The organism is uncultured Mailhella sp. (assembly GCF_963931295.1).
Taxonomy (GTDB): Bacteria; Desulfobacterota; Desulfovibrionia; order Desulfovibrionales; family Desulfovibrionaceae; genus Mailhella.
The window spans coordinates 919,573-939,196 of record NZ_OZ007001.1; the positions used below are offsets into that span (position 1 = coordinate 919,573).

A 19,624-nucleotide genomic window follows, 5' to 3' on the forward strand; every position below is an offset into this window, starting at 1 on the left:
TAGAAAATTATAGCGAAGACACGCAGTTTTGCAAAGCGGCAAACGCTTCCTTGGAAAGCTGAACGTCACCCATGGGATAGGGGCGTCCGAGCGAGGCGTACTTGGAGCGCCCCATGCTGTGATAGGGCAACAGCTCGTATTCCGCGCCCAGAGAGCGGGCCAGCTCGGCCGTAGCCTTCAGATTGTCTTCGGAATCGTTGACGCCGGGAATGACGGGCGTGCGTATTCTCAGCGAAAGATGAGGAAATTCCCGTCGAAGCGCCTGGAGATTGGAAAGAATGAGCCGGTTGGAAACGCCGGTGACGCGCCGATGCACGTCATCGTCCAGATGCTTGACGTCCATGAGCAGGTGACCGATGAGCGGCATGGCCGAAAGGAACACGTCCTCGGGCGCGTAGCCGCTGGTTTCCATGGCCACGTCGATTCTTCTCCGCCTGGCTTCCGCGCACAGGTCGTGCAGAAACTCGGGCTGCATGAGCGGCTCACCGCCGCTGACGGTCAGGCCGCCGCCGGACCGGGTGTAGAACAGCGCGTCCTGCTCCACGACCTTCATTACTTCGGCCACGGTGTAGGGCCTGCCGTAGAACACCAGCGCCTTGTCCGGACAGACTTTGGCGCAGTCCGGACACTCGCCGTGGCACAGATCGCGCCGTATTTCCAGCCTGCGTTCCTCGTTCAGACTGAGCACTCCGCGGGAACAGCGTGCCACGCAGCGGCCGCAGCCGAAGCATTTTTCGGGATTGTATCCGTGTTCCGGCAAAGGCGACTGAGATTCCGGATTGCAGCACCACCGGCAGCGCAAAGGACAGCCCTTGAAAAACACCAGGGTGCGGATGCCCGGGCCGTCATGGATGGAAAACTTCTGAATGTTGAAAACCGTTCCAAGCGTGGGGCTCATGACGTCTCCTGAAAAAAATACGGCCCGGAACTTCCGCTCCGGGCCGGTCGGAAAGGAAGGCTACATCTTGTCGTGTTCCGTTCTGGCGATCAGATCGTTCTGCAGATCGCGGGACAGTTCGGTGAAGTAGGCGCTGTAGCCGGCAATGCGGACGATGAGCCCCTTGTACAGCTCGGGATGCTGCTGCGCCTGAATGAGCGTCTCACGATTGATGACGTTGAACTGCACGTGCCACAGACGAAGGTCGCAGAACACGCGGATGAAATCCACGAGCTTGCGGGTGCCGCTTTCGCCTTCAAGGCACTTGGGCGAGAACTTCACGTTGAGAAGACGCGCGGCGCGCTGGCTCATGTTGTAGTTCTTGGTGTTGAAGTTGGAACGCAGAACGGCGGTGGGACCGTTGATGTCCGCGCCGTGCGAGGCGGAAGAGCCGTCGGAGAGCGGCGTCCAGGCCTTGCGTCCGTTGGGAGTGGCGGAAACCACGCGTCCGAACGGCACGTGCGAAGTGAAGGGAACCATGCGGAAATCGCAGCGGATGCCCAGTCTGGACGCATACTTGGCGCTGAATTCCTGAGCAAGGCGATCTATTTCCAGACCAATGCTGTCGGCGTACTCGTCGTCGTTGCCGTACTTGGGCGCGTTGGCCAGAATGGCCTGCACGTCTTCCTTGCCCACGAAGTCGCAGGCGAGCGCGTCCAGCACTTCCTGCATGGAAAGCGTACCGTCCTCGTACACTACCTTCTTGATGGCGGCGAGGGAGTCGATGGCCGTGCTGTAGCCGAGGCATTCAAAGTAGCCGAGGTTCAGGCCGCCCTCGTACTGATGATCCTGATGCAGATCCACGCAGTCGCGCATGGCGAGCACGTGCAGGGAGTCGGAAATGGGCGTGGCAAAATGTTCCGCGCGGGTCTTGATGATGTGGTACTGCTGCAGGAACGCGTGACGGATGATGAACATCTGCTGCTTCACATACGCGTTCCAGAACTTTTCCCAGGTGTCGAAGGTGAGCACGTCGCCGGTTTCCAGGGTGAGCAGCTCGTCGCCGTACTTCTTCATGCGGCCGTTGTACAGGGTGAGCTCCACCGCCGCGCCGAGGCTGAACTGCGCGTGTCCGCTGGTGTAGGTGTCCACGCGGGGCATGCGGATTTCCGCGCAGCCCGACGCGGCGTAGTCGAAGATGTCCGCCAGGGGCGCGCCCTTGGCCAGATGCAGAGGAATGATTTCCTCGTCGTTCAGCAGCTTGGGGAAGCCGCAGCCCTGCTTGATGGTTTCGGCCACCTCGTAGAGATAGCGTTCGGGGCAGCGGGCGTGGATGCGGGCCGCAAGGTCGGGATAGTGCAGAGGGCATTCCCGCTTGGAACGGAGCACCACGTAGGTGAGCTCGTTGGTGGCGTCGCGGCCGTCTCTGGTCTGTCCTCCGATGGTCACGGCCTCCCAGTGCGAATAGCCTTCATGCGTGGCCTTGTTGTAGGGCGTGATGGCCAGATCGAGGCACTGGGCCATGTTCACCCACATGCACTGCAGAAGTTCCACGGCTCTGTCTTCGTCGAGGCGGCCTTCGCGCACGTCCTTTTCGTAGTACGGCCAGAAAAGCTGATCCATGCGGCCGTTGGTGGGGTTCGAGCTGATCTTCTGCTCAAGGCGGGCAAATGCCTGCACGAACCAGTGGGACTGGAGCGCCTCATAGAAGGTGCGGGGCGGATTTTCGGGAACCCAGTCGCAGTTTGCGGCGATCTGCAGGAGCTCTTCGCGGCGCTTGGGATCCTTTTCCGCGGCCGCAAGCTCGCGGGCCTTGGCCGCGTAACGGTGCGCCCAGGCGATGATGCCGTCGCTCACGAGCACCATGGCTTCCAGATAGGGCCGCTTTTCGCACTGATCCAGCGGATCGTCGGGATCAAGCGCGGCCAGTTTGGCGAGCGCCTCTTCCTTGATGCCCTTGTAGCCGAGCTTGAACAGGCGCTCGTAGTCGAGGCACCACTGGAGGCTGGAACGGTTAGATGCCGTTTCGCAGCAGATGTAGCGGGACTGATAGCCGCCTTCGTCGGCATAGGCCAGGCGATGAGAGTCCTTGGGCAGACGCTTGTTCAGATCCTGATGGAAAGTCTTGTCCTTCCAATAGGGAGTGATGAGGTCTTCCACCACCTTGGCGTCTTCGGCGGTCACCTCGAAGGGCGAAGCCGGGTCTTCAGGCAGTTCCTTCAGCGCGGAAGCCTGATAGTCGCCGTCGAGTTCGGGATAGAGAATGCCGTAGCGGGAACCCTGATGGCCCATGCGGCCCACGATGAGCTGATCGTCGTCGATATAGACGGTCATGTTCTCGCCCATGTGCTTGAGCGCCTTGGCCCAGCGCAGCACCAGCATTTCCCCTTCGGTTTCCTTCATGGATTCCGTGAACAGACGGGCGCGTTCCACATCGATGAACGGCTTTTTCCCGTCGAACACGCTTATCAGCTTGTAGAGTCGGGGGTGCTTGAGTTCGTTGGGATCCTTCTTGCCCGCGATGCGGTCGAGAATGGTCTGTTCCTGGCCGGAATACGCCAGATTTTCACAGCAGGACATGGCTATGCTCCTCAAAAGTTGGCTCGTTCTTCGTTGAAATTTTCCATGATGACGGGACACGGCAAAAGCGATTCTTCGTTGTCCGGAGCCTCGGCGCGCTTTCTGCGCAACGCCGGAAGCTCCGTCAAAGGCCGAGGAATTCCCGGCCGTTGGCGACGGAAATCCGTTCCATGACCTCGGGGCTGAAGGGCAGCGCACGGAACGCCTCGACGGCGCGGGTCACGTTGACGAAAGGATTGGCGCTGGCAAACAGCACCTTGCGGGAAATGACCGACGCTGCGGCGTCGATGAGCGTCTGCGACTGCGGCTTGCCCACGCAGGTGGAGAAATCCAGATACACGTTGGCGTTGCGCTGCGTCACGGCCACGGCTTCGAGCATCCACGGATATCCGCCATGGCTGATGAGTATGCGCAGGTCGGGAAAGTCGCGGGCCACGTTGTCGATGTACACGGGATGCATGGGATCCATGGACACGCCGGGCATGTACGGAGACAGCCCAGCTGTGATGATGACGGGAACGTTCAGCTCGCAGCACACCGTGTAGAGAGGATAGTAAAGGGCGTCGTCGGAACGCAGATGCGCCATGCAGGGCTCAATGGACGCCCCGCGCATGCCGTCCTTTTCCACGGCGCGGCGGAACTCGCGCACGGCGTCCATCTTCTTGTGCGGATCGAATCCGTAAAAGCCGATGAACAGGTCAGGATAAGCCTTCATGCACTCCAGCACCAGATCGTTGGACGGCGGGTAGTTGTACGTGCTCTCGCAGTCGCGACCGGTGTACACGGCCTTTTCCACGCCAAGGCTCCGCAGTTCCTCCACGCAGGCCTCAAGGCTCTTGTCCGGCGTGGAGGCAAAGGGAGTACGCTTGATGTAGTCTCTGTACACGGGATGCTTGATGAAACTGTCCAGAGACTCCCTAGTCGATGGTCTGTAACGAAAATCTATGATGGACATGACGTTGCCTCACTTTTTCCTCCTCACCTATCAAGAATCATGCCAACATGATTTTCTTTAGAAAAAACAGCTCGTTGTAAAATCACAGCACGACTGCCTCCACGCGGAACTCTCATGTCTCAAAGAACCGGGCGACAAAGAGACTCGCCGACTATTCAAGATAACTATTTGATATTTATTTCTTTAAAAAGCTGTTTTCTCTTCCTTTCACTAGCGCTGTCGCTCCCGCTCGCAAACTTGCACGATTGCAAATCGTACGCCGGAGAACCAAAGTCCGATCGTCTTCCCCTGCCGCACAACGGAAAACGGCCTCTTTTGCGCAAATGAAAACAGGGCTTTTATCGGCGCGCCTCTTTTCCTGCCTCCCCGGAAGGCCGACTGGCAGAATCCACGTGCGCCCACTCTCGCACTTGTCGCAACCCTCAAAAATCACACGCCGAGTCTGAAAAAAACGCACGGCTTCGTTCACCGTTCATTTCTGCAAACCACCGTCGGGCTTCTGCCTTCCTTCCAAAAACGGAACGCCGTCTCCCGGCCTCGACTCACCGCATCATCCGAAAAATTTCCCGACATCCGGTTTTATTTTTGCAAATGCGCAAGCCAGGACGCCCTTCGCGCCCGTCTCAACCTTTCGTTTTGCGAGCTTTTTCATTTGCACTTTGGAAAGTACGAAGAAAATCACGCGGCGCATACTGAGAAAAGATCATCTATCCATTGAAAAGCAATGCATATTTTTTATTTGGCATGATATTTGCTTGAGAATTCACAAATACCATGTTCAACCTCTTCAGGGTCGCGGATATGAATGCAGTCCTCAAAGAAAAGCTCGCCGTCTCCGGCAACGGGGAATACGCCGCACTGCTCCTGGTCACCGTGCTGACGTTCATGGGATTCTATTGCCCGCAGCCTCTTCTGGCCACCGTGGCAACGGAAGCTCATGTGTCCCAGCCGGTCGCCAGTCTCATGATGACGGTGACCATTCTCCCCTTTGCCGTTGCTCCCTTCCTTTATGGAAAGCTGCTTCACTTCCTCACCCTGACCCGCCTGCTGATGCTGGCCCTCATCGGAGCCGGCGCATCGCTCTGCCTTGCCGGAATCTCCGGCAGCTTTGCCCCTGCGCTGTTCTTCCGCACCATTCAGGGCATTCTGCTGCCCGCCATTCTTCTCTGCCTGACCACCCGGCTCGGGGTCATGTACTCCGGCCGGACGCTCCAGACCAGAATGGCCACCTACGCCGCCATGACCATGGTCGGAGCCTACGGCGGACGCATTCTTGCAGGCGTTCTGTGTTCCGCGTTCTCCACCGGCGTCACGCTTGTGTCGTTCGGCGTCATGCAGCTTCTGGCCGTATTTCCCGCCCTGCTCATCGCCGATGCGGAAAAAATCGGAAGTCACGAATTTACGCCTTCCGCCGTGCTCGACTTTCTCTGCGACAAAAAGCTGCTGCCCGTGCTGCTTATAGGCCCCGTGTGCATTTTCGGTTATTCCGCGGTGCTCAACTTTCTCCCCTTCCACCTCCGCCATCTCGACAGCGCCATTTCCGAAAGCACCGTGGGACTCGTGTACATCTGCGGCATCGTCAGCGCCTGCGTGACCATGGGAAGCCGCCGTCTGCTCAAGATGCTGCGGGGCGAATGGAATCTTCTTCTCGCCGCCACGGTCGTGTTCTTTCTCTTCCTGCCCCTGTTCGCCGCTCCGAGCATGGTCGCCTCCTGCGCGGCCATGCTGGGCGCGAGCGTAGGCTTTGCCATCATCTACGGAAACTCCCCCGGCATGGTGAACAGAGCCTCCGCCTATGACAAGGGCATGACCAACAGCATGTATCTCTGCATCTACTACCTGTGCAGCGCCCTCGGCTCCGTCATTCCCGTCATGGTGTACGACTCCTTCGGCTCCATTGCCTTCATTGTTCTCGAAATCGGCATCATGGCTGCAGACGCCGCCCTCATTCTCTTTGCAAGAAACAGGACCACCCTGAAATAATTCCCCGGCATAAAAAGGAGAGGACCATGTCCAGATACATTTTCACCAACGGAAACATCCTCACCATGGATGACGCCGTTCCCTTTGCGGAAGCCGTTGCCGTCGACGGCGGACTGATCGCGGGCGCGGGCTCGCTGGCCGACATGAAATCCGCCATGCCCGACGCGCAGATACGCGATCTTCAGGGGCACACCCTGCTTCCCGGCTTCATCGACGGCCACAGTCACTTTCCCTCCGGCGGCATGAACCGTCTGTTCGGCGCGGATCTGGCCGTGACCACCATGACGGAACTGCTGAACAGGCTGCGGAAAAAAGCTGCGGAAGATCGCCCCAACGAATGGATCATCGGGCACAGCTTCGACGAGCAGTTCATGGAAGGCAAACGCTTTCCCACCGCCCGGGAACTGGACGAAGTATCCACGCAGTATCCCATTTTCATGCGCCATGTGAGCGGACACACCGGCTACGTGAACTCCCGCGCGCTGGCCCTGGCCGGCATCACCCGCGACACGCCCGATCCCGCCGGCGGCATCATCGGCCGCTATCCCGACGGCACGCCCAACGGCGTTCTGGAAGGCATTCCGGCACAGACGCTTGTGCGTCGTCTCATTCCGCCCTACTCGCGCGAAGAGATGAAGCAGGCGCTGCTTGCCGAAAGCCGCGTGTACGCGGCCGCCGGCATCACCACGGCACAGGGCGGCCCGGCCTTCTCGCCCATGGACGCGGAAATGGGCTATGAAGTGACCAAACTTTTCCTCGACTGCGCCCGCGACGGCTCCCTGCCCCTGCGCGCCGTGCTCTTCGTGCGCGCCAACTGTCTGGAAAAGCTGGATCCCTACCCCGTATGCCGGGCAGGAACCGATCTTTCAGGCTGCGGCATGGTCACGCTCGGCGCGGCCAAGCTGTGGGCCGACGGCGATCCGCGCGCCCACACCGGCTACTTCAGCCGCCCCTACACCCTGAAGCGCGAAGGCGAAGGCGACTTCTACGGCGAATACCTCTACACGCCCGAAGCCCTCACGCGACTCATTCTGCCCATGCATCTCAGAGGCTGGCAGATAGCCATCCACGCCAACGGCGACGCGGGCATAGAAACCGTGCTCACCGCCTACGAAAACCTTCAGCGCCTGGCCCCCCGCCCCGACGCCCGGCATCTCATCATCCATTCCCAGTACGCCACGCAGAAGCAGCTCATGCGCATGGTCATGGCGGGCGTGTATCCCTGCTTCTTCACCGCGCCCCTCTACTACTGGGATCACATTCACGAACAGGAAGTCGGCAGGGAACGCGTAGAAAACTTCTGTCCGCTGGGCGACGCCGCCCGCCTGGGACTTCGCTTCAACCTTCACACCGACAGCCCCATCCTGCCCGTTGATCCGCTGGTGCAGGTAGGTCTTGCCGTCACGCGCACCTCCCGCGCCGGAACCGTGCGCGGACGCCATCAGGCGCTCAGTGCGTGGCGCGCTCTCAAGGCCGTCACCATAGACGCCGCCTTCCTCAACTTTGAAGAACACTGCAAAGGCTCCATCAGACCCGGCAAGTATGCCGACTTTGTCGTTCTTGACCGCAATCCTCTGAGCGTGCCCGGCGAAGAGATCAAGGACATCAAGGTGCTGACAACCATCGTCGGCGGTCGTGACGCATATCAGGGCTGACAGCCCTCAACCCCACCCATCCAAGGAGTTACCATGAACCGGAACAAGGACGTCGAATCTCAGGACATCAGACAGCGCATGCAGGTTTCCCGCAGAGACTTCATGAAAATTTCCAGCATGTTCGGTGTCACCTCCACCGTTCTGGCCGCCGCGGCCATGGCCGGCGTCATCACGGCTCCCCGCCTGGCGAAGGCCGCCAACAGCGTCTATGAAAAGCGCTTCAAGACGCCCGCCAAGTACAATCTGAAGTTCGGCGGCGCCGACAAGGACGCCAGAATGCTGCTCATGAACCGCATCGGCTTCCTCGACTTCTGCCGCGATCTGGAAGAACGTTCCGACGGCGCCATCCGCATCGAATACATCGGCGCGAACCAGATCTCCACGGAAGCCAACGGCGTGTCCAAGTGCCAGCAGGGCATCATCGACATCTTCGGCGGCGCCACGCAGAACGCTTCCGGCTCCGCCCCCTACTACAACGTGCTCGACTTCGCCTACATGTTCCCGAGCCGCGCCTCCATCTATCATTTCCTCTACTCTCCCGCCAGCAACCGTCTGCTGCGCGAGCCTCTCCGCAAGCGTCACGGCATTCACTTCCTGTTCTCCGGCGTGGAAATGCGCAACCTGTTCATGGGCCTCAAGTTCAAGGACGCTCCCCTCATCACCTCCATTGATCAGCTGCAGGGCACCAAGAACCGCTCCACCGGCACGCAGCTCGGCATCATCACCATGAAGCTGCTCGGTCTCAACCCCGTGCCCGTGGCCTGGGAAGAAACCTACGACGCCCTGCGTCAGGGCCTCATCGACGGTCAGGAGAGCATCGCCAACGCCATTCCCATGGCCAACATGGTGGGCGTCACCTCCCAGATGGTGGGTCTGGAATTCTTCCCCGGAACCATGCACACCGCCATGTCCGCCAAGGTCTTCGACAAGCTGGACGCACAGTCTCAGGAAATGGTCATGGAATCGGCCTACTATACGCAGTCCTACATCCAGGGCCTCAACGAAGCCACCATGGTGAACTTCACGGGCGCCACCATGCCCCCTGTGGAAGGCACGGAATTCGCCAAGGGCGGCGTGCGCGTTTCCCTCTTCAGCGCCGAAGAAAAGAAGAAGTGCGAAGAGATGGCCTCGCCCAAGACCAACCCCAAGCCCTGGGAAACCTGGCGCGAACGCCTCAACAAGATGGCCGGCGACATCGACGTCTATACGGAAATCTACAACGTTGCGCGCGAAATTCCCGTCGATATGCGCGCCGATACGGTGGAACCCCGCCGCTGGTGGAAGAACTAGTCCCTAAGACGCGGCCTTCCCGCCCGCCGGGAAGGCCGTCACGGAGAACAAAGAGCGTATGAACATCAAACGCGTGCTCAAATATCTGGATGACAACATCGAACGGATCATCATCATTATTTCCTACTTCATGATGGCCGCCATCATCTTCGAGGAAGTCACCAAACGTTTTCTTTTCAATTCCCAGGCCGCCTGGAGCGTGCAGATTCCCATTTATCTCTTCCTCATTCTCGCGTGGATAGGCGCCTCCTACAATGCCAAGGTGCGTTCCCATCTGCGTTTTGAGGCCCTGCGCGCCTCCATGGGGCCGAGAATGAAATATCTGTGTGAAGTCATAGACTATCTCGCATGGGTTGTTCTTTCCGTCGTGGTCATCTGGGTGACTATTGAACAGGTGCAGATCAACCGCGACAACTTTTCCATGGTGCTGGGCACGGAAATCATGACCTGGTACTTCATCGCCGTCACGCCGCTCGGCTGGGCGCTGATTCTCTACCGCGTCACCCAGAATCTCGTTCAGGACACGCGGAACTTCCTTTCCACAATACGCTCGCAAAAAAGCCGCAAGGCCACTGTTTAGGGGGACATCATGATTGCGCTCATCAGCCTTGCCTGTGTGCTTCTCTTTCTCATCGGCTCCCCCGTGCTGCTGGTCATCGGCCTCTGGTCCGTCGGCGTGAGCCTCGTCATCGACATGCCGCTTTCCAACTTCGGCGTCACGCTGTTTGAGGGACTCAACGCCTTCGCACTGCTCGCCATGCCTCTGTTCATCCTCACCGGCGACCTCATCAACGCCGCAGGCATCGCCCGCAAGCTCACCGCCTTCGCCCACGCCTGCCTCGGCTGGATGCGCGGCGGCTTCGGCATGGCCACCCTCGGCGCGTGCGGCGCCTTTGCCGCCATTTCCGGCTCCAACGCCGCCACCGCCGCCACCATCGGCGCCATCATGTATCCCCAGATGAAGGACGACGGCTACAACAAGGAATTCTCCGCCGTCACCATCGCCGCCGGCGGCACCGTGGGCATCATCATTCCGCCCTCCATCCTGTTCATCACCTACGGATTTCTGACCAACCTTTCCATCAACGATCTGTTCACCGCGGGCGTCGTGCCCGGTCTGCTCATGATCTTCGGCATGATGGCCGTGTGCTTCTTCATGGCATGGAAAAACAAATGGGGCACCCTTATCTCCTTCAGTCCCACCCGCGTGATCAAAACCGGATGCCAGGCCTATCTCGGCTTCATCGCCATCTTCGTCATCATGTACGGCATTTCCAGCGGCGCTTTCTCGCCCACCGAATCGGCCGCCATGTGCGTGGGCTTCTGCTTCTTCGCCGGCCTGCTCATCACCCGCGAACTCAGTCTGCGTCAGCTGCCGGAAGTGCTGTTCAACTCCGGCAAGATGGTGGGCATGGTCGCTCCCCTCGTGGCCGTTTCCATGGCCATGCAGCAGGTGCTCTCCGCTCTCGGCATCGCCAGGGTCATGAACGAGGTATTCGGCGGCATGGGCTATATGGGCGTTCTGCTCTGCTCCATGGGCATCATCTTCATCGCGGGCATGGTGCTCGAATCGGTGCCCGTGGTAACCATCTTCGCTCCCATTCTGGCCCCCGTGGCCGCGGCCGCGGGCATCAATCCCATCCAGTTCGCCATGGTCGTTCTTGTGGGCACGGCCATCGGCTTCATCACGCCTCCCTTCGGTCTGAACCTCTTCGTCGTCAGCACCGTCACGGACATTCCCTACAACCGATTGCTGAAATACGTGCCGCACTACCTGTTTGCCCTGCTCGCGGTATGGTTCAGCATTGCCTTCATCCCCTCGCTCTCCCTGTTCATGCTGTAGCCTTTCCTCAAATCTGAACGCAAAAGGCGGAACGACCAGCTCGCTCCGCCTTTTTTGCGCATGTCAGGGCGCGACGGCTCAACGATCCAGACTTCCGGCCTCGCTGGACATTGCCCACCCATTCGTGCCTTCCTATACGACAAAGGGGCGACGCCCTGCGGCATCGCCCCCTGTTTTCTATTCAAACAAAATTTCTACATTTTGCCCTTCAGAAGTTCGGCAATCTGGGTCACGTCCTTGTCGCCGCGGCCGGAGAGGCAGACCATGATGATCTTGTCCTTGTCCAGGGTGGGAGCCAGGCGCATGGCATGGGCCAAGGCGTGAGAGGATTCCAGCGCGGGAATGATGCCTTCCTTGCGCGACAGCGTGAGGAACGCGTTCACGGCCTCTTCGTCGGTTACGGTCACGTATTCGGCGCGGCCGGAGTCCTTGAGCTGGCAGTGTTCCGGGCCCACGCCGGGATAGTCGAGACCTGCGGAAATGGAATACACCGGAGCCACTCCGCCGTTCTCGTCCTGAAGCAGGTAGCCGTTGAAGCCGTGCAGAATGCCGGGCGTGCCCTTGCAGAGGCTCGCGGCGTGCTGGCCGTAGCCCATGCCCTTGCCGCCGGGTTCCACGCCCACGAGCTTGACTTCCGCGTCGTCGAGGAAGCCCGCGAACATGCCGATGGAGTTGGAGCCGCCGCCCACGCACGCCACGGCGTAGTCGGGAAGCCGCCCAATCTGCTCAATGCTCTGGGCGCGGGCCTCGCGGCCGATGATGGACTGGAAATGACGCACCATGACGGGGTAGGGATGCGGGCCCACGGCGGAACCGAGCACATAGAACATGCTCGGATCGTTGACGAAGCAGTCGAGCGCCTCGTCCACGGCCTCCTTGAGGGTGCGCTGACCGCTCATGGCCGGACGCACTTCGGCGCCCATCATGCGCATGCGGAACACGTTGAGGGCCTGCCGATGCATGTCCTCCTCGCCCATGTACACGACGCACTCCATGCCGAAGAGCGCGGCCGTGGCGGCCGTGGCCACGCCGTGCTGGCCGGCGCCGGTTTCCGCCACCAGGCGTTTTTTGCCCATGCGCTTGGCAAGCAGCACCTGACCGAGGGTATTGTTGATCTTGTGCGCGCCGAGATGGTTCAGGTCTTCGCGCTTCAGATAGATCTGCGCGCCGCCGAGTTCGCGGCTCAGATTGCGGCAGTGGAAGATGGGCGAAGGACGCCCGCAGTAGTGGGTGAACAGATCGGCGAGCTCAGCCTTGAATTCGGGATCGTCGCGATATTTAATGAAGGCGTCGTTGACTTCGTCCAGCACCTTCTTGAGGGACTCGGGAACGAACTGACCGCCGTAGGGGCCGAAGAAACCGGTTTCAAAAGCCTGGGCACAAGTCTTGCTGGATTCGGAAACGCTCATGACTTACTCCTTCTGTCGCGGAGTACGGCCTTTCCTCTTCCGGCTATAAAAAACCGCGGCCGTTACTCCGACCGCGGTTCTCATATTTTACTTCTGATAATACTCCAGAACCCGGCCCCTTTAGCAGGGCCACCACCACATGCCGGTAAAAGTTCTGGAAGCGTTCGTGTTCATGGGTTCATCCTTAGCGAAAAAACGCGCCCGCGTCAAGGGGTCGCCGACCTTCTTCGCGCAAACGTGTTCTCTACGCGCCGCGGTAGCGATACCAGGCCGCGCAGCTTCCCTCGGTGGAAACCATGCACGGGCCGGTGGGATTCTGCGGCGTACACACCTTGCCGAACAGCGGACACTGATCCGGCGAGAGCGCCCCGCGAAGGATGTCGCCGCAGCGGCAGCCGGGAATGTGCCCCGTTTCGCCGAGTTCGATGCCGAGTCGTTCCAGGGCGTTAAATTCGCTCCACTCGTCGCGCAGGGCGAGACCGCTTTTCGGAATGTCGCCGAGGCCGCGCCAGCGGGCGTCCGCCACGCGGAACACCGTGTCCATGACGCGCCTTGCCTGCGGACTGCCTTCGGGGCTCACGGCGCGCACGTAGGTGTTGCCCACTTCCGGGCGGCCGCGGCGCAGCATGTCGAGCATGAGGCAGAGCGCGGAAAGAATGTCGGCAGGCTCGAATCCGCCCACCACGGAAGGTCTGCCGAACTCCTTCGCCAGAAATTCAAAAGGCGCAAGTCCCAGCACCACGGCCACGTGACCGGGCAGAAGAAAGGCGTCGATGCGGTGCGCGTCGTCTTTTTCCAGCAGGGCACGCATGGCCGGAGGCACCAGCTTGTTGCACGGAATGATGCAGAAATTGGAAAGCCCCATGCTGCGGGCGCTCATCAGCGCTCCGGCAATGACGGGGGCCGTGGTTTCAAAGCCCACGGCCGGAAACACCACCGTGTCGCCGGGATGATCAGCCGCAAGCTTCACGGCGTCGAGCGGCGAATAGACCACCTGCACGCGCGCGCCCTCGGCCATGGCGTGCTTGAGGGAGCGGCCGTCGGGCCCGGGCACGCGCAGAAGATCGCCGAACGTGGCCACGATGACGTTCGGCTTTTCCGCGGCGCGGATGAAAGCCGCCACCTCGGAGTCGTGCGTGACGCAGACCGGACAGCCCGGGCCGGAAAGATGCTCCAGCCCCGCGGGCAGCAGGGAACGGAGACCGCTGCGGAAAATGGACACCGTATGCGTGCCGCACACTTCCATGAAGCGCACGCCTCTGCCCAGGGCGTCGAGCTCTTCCGAGAGCCGGTCAAGCAGGGCGCGGCACAGCGCCGGATCGTGAAACGAGGAAGAAATATCCATGCGGCCTCCTGAAAACTTCATTTCTCTCTGGGGTAAACGCGAGCGTCCGCCCTGTCAACGGGACAGGGAGCCTCGCCGTCGCTCCCCCGCTGCACCGCAGAAACGCATTGCGCCGAAAAAGGTTGCACGCCTGCGGGGGCCCTCCGAAAAGCCCGCGCGCAGCGGGCAGATCGCTCCGCCCTCCTCCCAGAGCGCCGCCTGCATGCCGCACACTTCGCCGACGCTGCCGCCCCGCGCGATGCAGCCACCAAGGACGTCGCCGAACGGCACGACGCGGGAGATGGCCGCCCTTCCCCGTCGGCAACGGAAAAGTCCGAACTTCTGCCTCTCCGTTCTGCCGGGCCGAAAAACGAAGGAGACACCGCCCCTCCTCCGCCCCGACGAAACGGTAAACGAAGTCGCCTCCGCCTACGGTCATGCAAGACACGCGAAAGCCCGCATCCTTTCCCGAGACCGCAAAAAATCATGAATGCGCGCCGCATCCTTCTTCCCCGGCAAAGGCGATTCGTCGCTTTTTCGGACTCCGTCGGCGGGAGAGACGAGATCGCCCGCCCCGTGAAAACAATCCGCCCGCCGAAAACGCGCGGCGCAGAAAAGCCCGGAGAAAATTTCTTGACAAATTAATCATTCAAAGATATTTGATATCGTTCTTTGGCCTAACTTTGTGTTTTTATTTTGGAGGAACACATGCCTACTATTCAGCAGCTTATCCGTATCGAACGGAAGAAGGTGGTGAAGAGAAAGAAGACCCCGGCCCTGCAGGAATGCCCCCAGCGCCGCGGCGTGTGCACCCGCGTGTACACCACCACCCCCAAGAAGCCTAACTCCGCTCTTCGTAAGGTCGCCCGTGTGCGCCTGACCAACGGCATCGAAGTTTCGGCTTACATCCCCGGCGAAGGCCACAACCTTCAGGAACACTCCGTCGTGATGATCCGCGGCGGCCGTGTGAAGGACCTTCCCGGTGTCCGTTACCACATCGTTCGTGGTACCCTGGACACCTCCGGCGTGCAGGATCGCCGTCAGCGTCGTTCCAAGTACGGCGCCAAGCGTCCCAAGAACTGATCCTAGAGCGAACGCTCCATTTTTATGGTCTCTCAGTGGTTCTGAAGGCCATTCCAACTTGTTTACGGAGGAATCACCATGCCCCGCAAAGGTCCCATTGCAAAAAGGGAAATCTTGCCCGATCCTATTTACAACAGCCGCCTCGTGGCCCGCTTCGTGAACCGTCTCATGTACGACGGCAAGAAGGGCCCCGCGGAAACCATCTTCTACCGTTCGCTTGAAATCCTCGGCGAAAAGACCGGTGAAGACGCTCTGCACGCTTTCGAGAAGGCTGTGGAAAACGTGAAGCCCCACGTTGAAGTCAAGTCCCGTCGCGTCGGCGGCGCCAACTATCAGGTGCCCGTCGAAGTGCGTCCCGAACGCCAGATCTCCCTGGCTCTGCGCTGGCTCATCACCTATTCCCGCGCCCGCGGCGAAAAGGGCATGATCGCCAAGCTCTCCGCCGAACTCATCGACGCCTTCAACAACCGTGGTGGTTCCGTGAAGAAGAAGGAAGACACCCACCGCATGGCCGAAGCCAACAAGGCTTTCGCTCATTTCCGCTGGTAGGCCGCCATGTCGAACCGTACCTTTGAAATCAAGGATCTGCGCAATATCGGCATCATGGCCCATATTGACGCCGGCAAGACGACGACCACCGAACGCATCCTTTTCTACACCGGCGTGAACCACAAGATTGGTGAAACGCACGAAGGCGAGTCCACCATGGACTGGATGGAACAGGAAAAGGAACGCGGCATCACCATCACTTCCGCCGCCACCCACTGCCAGTGGAAGGGCCGCACCATCAACATCATCGACACCCCCGGACACGTGGACTTCACCATTGAAGTGGAACGTTCCCTGCGCGTGCTCGACGGTGCCGTGGCCGTGTTCGACGGCGTGAACGGCGTGGAACCCCAGTCTGAAACGGTGTGGCGTCAGGCCAACCGCTACAACGTGCCCCGCATCTGCTTCATCAACAAGATGGACAGAATCGGCGCCGACTTCTTCCATTCCGTGCAGACCATCCATGATCGTCTGAAGGCCAACCCCGTCATGCTGCAGCTGCCCATCGGCCACGAAGACGAATTCCGCGGCGTGGTGGACCTCATCAAGGGCAAGGCCATCATGTTCGACAAGGACAGCAAGGGCTCCAAGTTCTGGGAAGAGGAAATTCCCGCCGACCTCATGGATCTCTATGAGGAAAAGCGCCTGGAAATGATGGAAGCCGTGGCCGAAGAAGACGAAGCCATGATGGAAAAGTACCTCGAAGAAGGTACGCTTTCCGAAGAGGATCTGCGTTACTGCATCCGCAAGGCCACCATCGCCCAGACCATCGTGCCCGTGCTGTGCGGCACCGCCTTCCGCAACGTGGGCGTGCAGCCCCTGCTCGACGCCATCGTGGACTACCTGCCTTCTCCGCTCGACATCGAGCAGATGAAGGGCACGAATCCCAACACCGGCGAAGAAGTGGCCTGCCCCGCCGACGACAAGGCTCCTCTGGCCGGCCTCGTGTTCAAGCTGGCCGCCGACCCCTACATCGGCCACCTCTCCTTCTTCCGCGTGTACTCCGGCTATGTGGAACCCGGCATGTCCGTGCTGAACTCCACCTCCGGCAAGACCGAACGCATCGGCCGTATCGTGCGCATGCACGCCAACAAGCGTGAAGAAATCAAGTGGGCCGGCGCCGGCGACATCGTCGCTCTCGTGGGCCTCAAGAACGTCTCCACCGGCGACACCCTCTGCCACGACGACGCTCCCGTGGTTCTGGAATCCCTGGACATCCCGGATCCCGTCATCCAGGTCGCCATCGAACCCAAGACCAAGGCCGACCGCGACGCTCTGTCCGCCGCCCTCAACAAGCTCTCCAAGGAAGATCCTTCCTTCCGCGTGACGGGCGACGAGGAAACCGGTCAGACCCTCATCGCCGGCATGGGCGAGCTGCACCTCGACATCATCGTCGACCGCCTCACCCGTGAATTCAACGTGAACGCCAACGTGGGCAAGCCTCAGGTGGCGTATCGCGAAACCATCACCAAACCCTCCAAGTCCGACACCAAGTACGCCAAGCAGTCCGGCGGTCGCGGTCAGTACGGTCACGCCGTCATCGAGATCGAGCCGAATCCTGGCAAGGGCTACGAGTTCATCAACTCCATCACCGGCGGCGTCATTCCCAAGGAATACATCCCCGCCATCGACAAGGGTATTCAGGACGCCCTGAAGAGCGGCGTGCTTGCCGGCTATCCCGCCGTCGACGTGAAGGTCAACCTCGTGTTCGGTTCCTACCACGAAGTGGACTCCTCCGAACAGGCCTTCTACGTGACCGGCTCCATGGCCATCAAGGACGCCATGCGCAAGGCCAGCCCCGTGCTGCTGGAACCCATCATGAGCGTGGAAGTGGTGACTCCCGAAGACTACCTCGGCGACGTCATGGGCGACCTCAACGGTCGTCGCGGCAAGGTGCAGGCCATGGAAGCCCGCGCCGGCGCCCAGGTTATCAGCTGCTTCGTGCCGCTGTCCGAAATGTTCGGCTACGCTACCGACCTGCGCTCCCGCACTCAGGGCCGCGCCACCTTCAGCATGCAGTTCGACCACTACGAAAAAGTGCCGGCCAGCATTTCTGAAGAACTGGTAGCCAAGAAGAAATAAGCAGGGATTTCCCTGACAGGCCAAAGAACTCGAAGGCCGGGGCGCAAGCTCCGGCCTTCTCTTTTGCGGAGAACGACATGACAGAACGGGAAAAAATGATCGCCGGCCTCCCCTACAGCGTGCTGGATGAAGAGCTCATACATCTGCACCGCGCCTGCGTGGACGCCTGCGTTCTGTGCGACTCCATTCTTCCTTCAAAGCTGGAAGAGCGCAGGGAAAAACTCAGACGCATTCTCGGCCGCACGGGAGAAAACTTCCTCATAGAGCCCGGCTTTCGCTGTGATTACGGCTTCAACATCGAGCTTGGCGAAAACTTCTTTGCCAACTACGGACTCGTGGTGCTCGACTGCGCCCCCGTCACCTTCGGGAAAAACTGCTTCATCGGGCCGCAGTGCGGCATCTACACCGCCGTGCATCCGCTGGACGCCCGGGAGCGCGCCGCAGGCGTGGAATGGGCAAAACCCGTCACCGTGGGCGACGACGTATGGTTCGGCGGACACGTCACCGTTCTGCCGGGCGTCAACATCGGCGACGGAGCCGTCATCGGCGCAGGCAGCGTGGTCACGCACAGCATTCCCGCGCGAGTGGTGGCGGCGGGCAATCCCTGCCGCGTGCTGCGCCCCATTGAAAAGAGTCCCGTTTCAGGCCGCAGCGTTGACTAAACGCGCGTATGCCGCTATTGCTTGCTCCAAATCAACCGCAGCTGTCGGACGCTCCGGCGTCCCGCACCAAGCAAAGGAGTTCGCTCATGGCCAACATGAAAGCCAAATATCTCGGCGACCTGCGCGTCGAATGCACGCATCTTGCCAGCGGAACCACCATCGTCACCGACGCCCCCGTGGACAATCAGGGCAAGGGCGAGGCCTTTTCCCCCACCGATCTGTGCTCCACGGCTCTGGCCGCCTGCGCCATGACCATCATCGGCATTTACGCCAAACAGCACGACGTGGACGTGACCGGCACGGAAATTTCCATCACCAAGGTCATGAGCGCCAATCCCCGCCGCATCGGCAAAATAGAAGTCGTGTTCGACATGCCCGACCGTGAATACACCGATCGCCAGAAGGCCGCCATCGAGCACTGCGCGCACAGCTGCCCCGTGCATCTGAGCCTGCATCCTGACGTGGAACAGGAATTCGTTTTCCGCTGGAAGCACTGATTATGCGCCGCCTCTGCGGCGATACTGCGGCCTGCGTCAACATGCGCAGGCCGTTTTTTATCCTTCGCCCGGCAGACGCCGGACTTTTCGCGACGTGAGTCTCCCCCGCGTCATCATGCTGCTCTGCCTGTCGTGCACGACTTTTCCGCCTCTTTTCCAGCGGGCATTCGCCGTTCTCACCGAGTCCCGTCGTCCTTTATCCGTCGTCCGCACTTCGTCCCCGCCTTGCCGTCTTCCTTCCCGCACTGCGACTCGAATGATGCCCCTGCAAACACTGCCGAGGATCACGACTCGGCGCTTGCAGGCGAGTTCAGATGCAAAGGCTCCGCCTCAATGCAGAAGATCCGCGCGGCCCGACTCTGAACAACTTCGGTTCTCTGTGCAGTTCCGGAGCTCTGCGCGCCTTTTCAGAAAAATGCATTTGCCGGTTCACTGCCGCCAAAATATTTTTGCGCCTCCATCGCATGAAAAGACAAAATCTCTCCGAGATTGCGCAGCCTTGTCCTGCGCACGACGGAAACATCGCTTCTGACTGCGCGAGCTGTTGGCTCCGCTATGAAGGGATGCTATCCCTTGCGCCGAAAGCGTGACTTCGCAGACGTTTCTCCCCGCACGTCTGCCGCTCTCCTGTCGTCGCTCCCGTACTTTTCTGGCTGATGCCGCGCCATGGATGTGCCTCCTGCTCTGACAAGGCCGCTTTTGTCCGCACCAACGTTTCTCCTCCGCGCTCGTGCCGCTTTTTTATCGCCCCTTTCTCTCACGATCTCGATTCGTCCCCGCAGAGCGGACGCGCCACACGCCCTCTCTTCCTCATCCCAGCTTTCGAGGCCTCGGC

General features: G+C 60.3%; 15 protein-coding genes. 10 read left to right on the forward strand and 5 right to left on the reverse strand.

What is annotated here, in order from left to right; genetic code table 11:
- Positions 1 to 7: 7 nt before the first annotated feature.
- From ABGT79_RS03640 to ABGT79_RS03650, 3 genes are all read right to left on the reverse strand, one after another.
- Complete coding sequence (locus ABGT79_RS03640; RefSeq protein ID WP_346665053.1) at positions 8 to 898, reverse strand: glycyl-radical enzyme activating protein; 891 nt, start codon at positions 896 to 898, stop codon at positions 8 to 10.
- 60 nt (positions 899 to 958) lie between these two features.
- A complete protein-coding gene (locus tag ABGT79_RS03645; RefSeq protein WP_346665054.1) occupies positions 959 to 3,457 on the reverse strand; it encodes a pyruvate formate lyase family protein in 2,499 nt (832 codons plus the stop codon).
- 124 nt (positions 3,458 to 3,581) lie between these two features.
- Positions 3,582 to 4,412 carry an amidohydrolase family protein gene (locus ABGT79_RS03650; RefSeq protein WP_346665055.1) on the reverse strand — a complete coding sequence of 277 codons (831 nt, stop codon included), beginning with the start codon at positions 4,410 to 4,412 and terminating at the stop codon, positions 3,582 to 3,584.
- Between the two features lie 801 nt (positions 4,413 to 5,213).
- On the opposite strand from ABGT79_RS03650, the gene ABGT79_RS03655 reads away from it, so the two are divergent.
- Genes ABGT79_RS03655 through ABGT79_RS03675 form a run of 5 tightly spaced genes read left to right on the forward strand, consistent with a single transcriptional unit; the run spans position 5,214 to position 11,183 of the window.
- Entirely contained in the window at positions 5,214 to 6,395 is a 1,182-nt protein-coding gene (locus ABGT79_RS03655; protein ID WP_346665056.1) for an MFS transporter, read from the forward strand.
- 26 nt (positions 6,396 to 6,421) lie between these two features.
- A complete protein-coding gene (locus ABGT79_RS03660; protein WP_346665057.1) occupies positions 6,422 to 8,050 on the forward strand; it encodes an amidohydrolase in 1,629 nt (542 codons plus the stop codon).
- 33 nt (positions 8,051 to 8,083) lie between these two features.
- A complete protein-coding gene (locus ABGT79_RS03665; protein ID WP_346665058.1) occupies positions 8,084 to 9,340 on the forward strand; it encodes a TRAP transporter substrate-binding protein in 1,257 nt (418 codons plus the stop codon).
- 58 nt (positions 9,341 to 9,398) lie between these two features.
- Positions 9,399 to 9,920 (forward strand): TRAP transporter small permease subunit, encoded by a 522-nt coding sequence (locus tag ABGT79_RS03670; RefSeq protein WP_346665059.1) that lies wholly within the window; start codon positions 9,399 to 9,401, stop codon positions 9,918 to 9,920.
- 9 nt (positions 9,921 to 9,929) lie between these two features.
- Entirely contained in the window at positions 9,930 to 11,183 is a 1,254-nt protein-coding gene (locus ABGT79_RS03675) for a TRAP transporter large permease (RefSeq protein WP_346665060.1), read from the forward strand.
- A 194-nt stretch (positions 11,184 to 11,377) separates the two neighbouring features.
- Here the strand turns inward: ABGT79_RS03675 and trpB are convergent, their stop codons facing one another.
- Positions 11,378 to 12,592, reverse strand: coding sequence for a tryptophan synthase subunit beta (gene trpB, locus ABGT79_RS03680; RefSeq protein WP_346665061.1), 1,215 nt, complete (start codon positions 12,590 to 12,592; stop codon positions 11,378 to 11,380).
- Between the two features lie 244 nt (positions 12,593 to 12,836).
- On the reverse strand, positions 12,837 to 13,937 hold the full coding sequence (gene hypD / locus ABGT79_RS03685) for a hydrogenase formation protein HypD (protein ID WP_346665062.1): 1,101 nt from the start codon (positions 13,935 to 13,937) through the stop codon (positions 12,837 to 12,839).
- A gap of 687 nt (positions 13,938 to 14,624) precedes the next feature.
- Between hypD and rpsL the strand changes: the two genes are divergently transcribed.
- The 5 genes from rpsL (at position 14,625) to ABGT79_RS03710 (ending at position 18,789) form a co-directional block, all read left to right on the forward strand.
- Complete coding sequence (rpsL, locus tag ABGT79_RS03690; RefSeq protein WP_077073592.1) at positions 14,625 to 14,999, forward strand: 30S ribosomal protein S12; 375 nt, start codon at positions 14,625 to 14,627, stop codon at positions 14,997 to 14,999.
- 78 nt (positions 15,000 to 15,077) lie between these two features.
- The gene (rpsG, locus tag ABGT79_RS03695; RefSeq protein WP_294445329.1) at positions 15,078 to 15,548 is read left to right on the forward strand and encodes a 30S ribosomal protein S7; all 471 of its coding nucleotides are present in this window, start codon (positions 15,078 to 15,080) and stop codon (positions 15,546 to 15,548) included.
- A gap of 6 nt (positions 15,549 to 15,554) precedes the next feature.
- The gene (fusA, locus tag ABGT79_RS03700; protein WP_346665063.1) at positions 15,555 to 17,630 is read left to right on the forward strand and encodes an elongation factor G; all 2,076 of its coding nucleotides are present in this window, start codon (positions 15,555 to 15,557) and stop codon (positions 17,628 to 17,630) included.
- 77 nt (positions 17,631 to 17,707) lie between these two features.
- Positions 17,708 to 18,292 (forward strand): sugar O-acetyltransferase, encoded by a 585-nt coding sequence (locus ABGT79_RS03705; protein ID WP_346665064.1) that lies wholly within the window; start codon positions 17,708 to 17,710, stop codon positions 18,290 to 18,292.
- Positions 18,293 to 18,378: 86 nt separating this feature from the next.
- Positions 18,379 to 18,789: an OsmC family protein gene (locus tag ABGT79_RS03710; protein ID WP_346665065.1), complete on the forward strand. Its 411-nt coding sequence runs from the start codon at positions 18,379 to 18,381 to the stop codon at positions 18,787 to 18,789.
- Positions 18,790 to 19,624 lie beyond the last annotated feature (835 nt).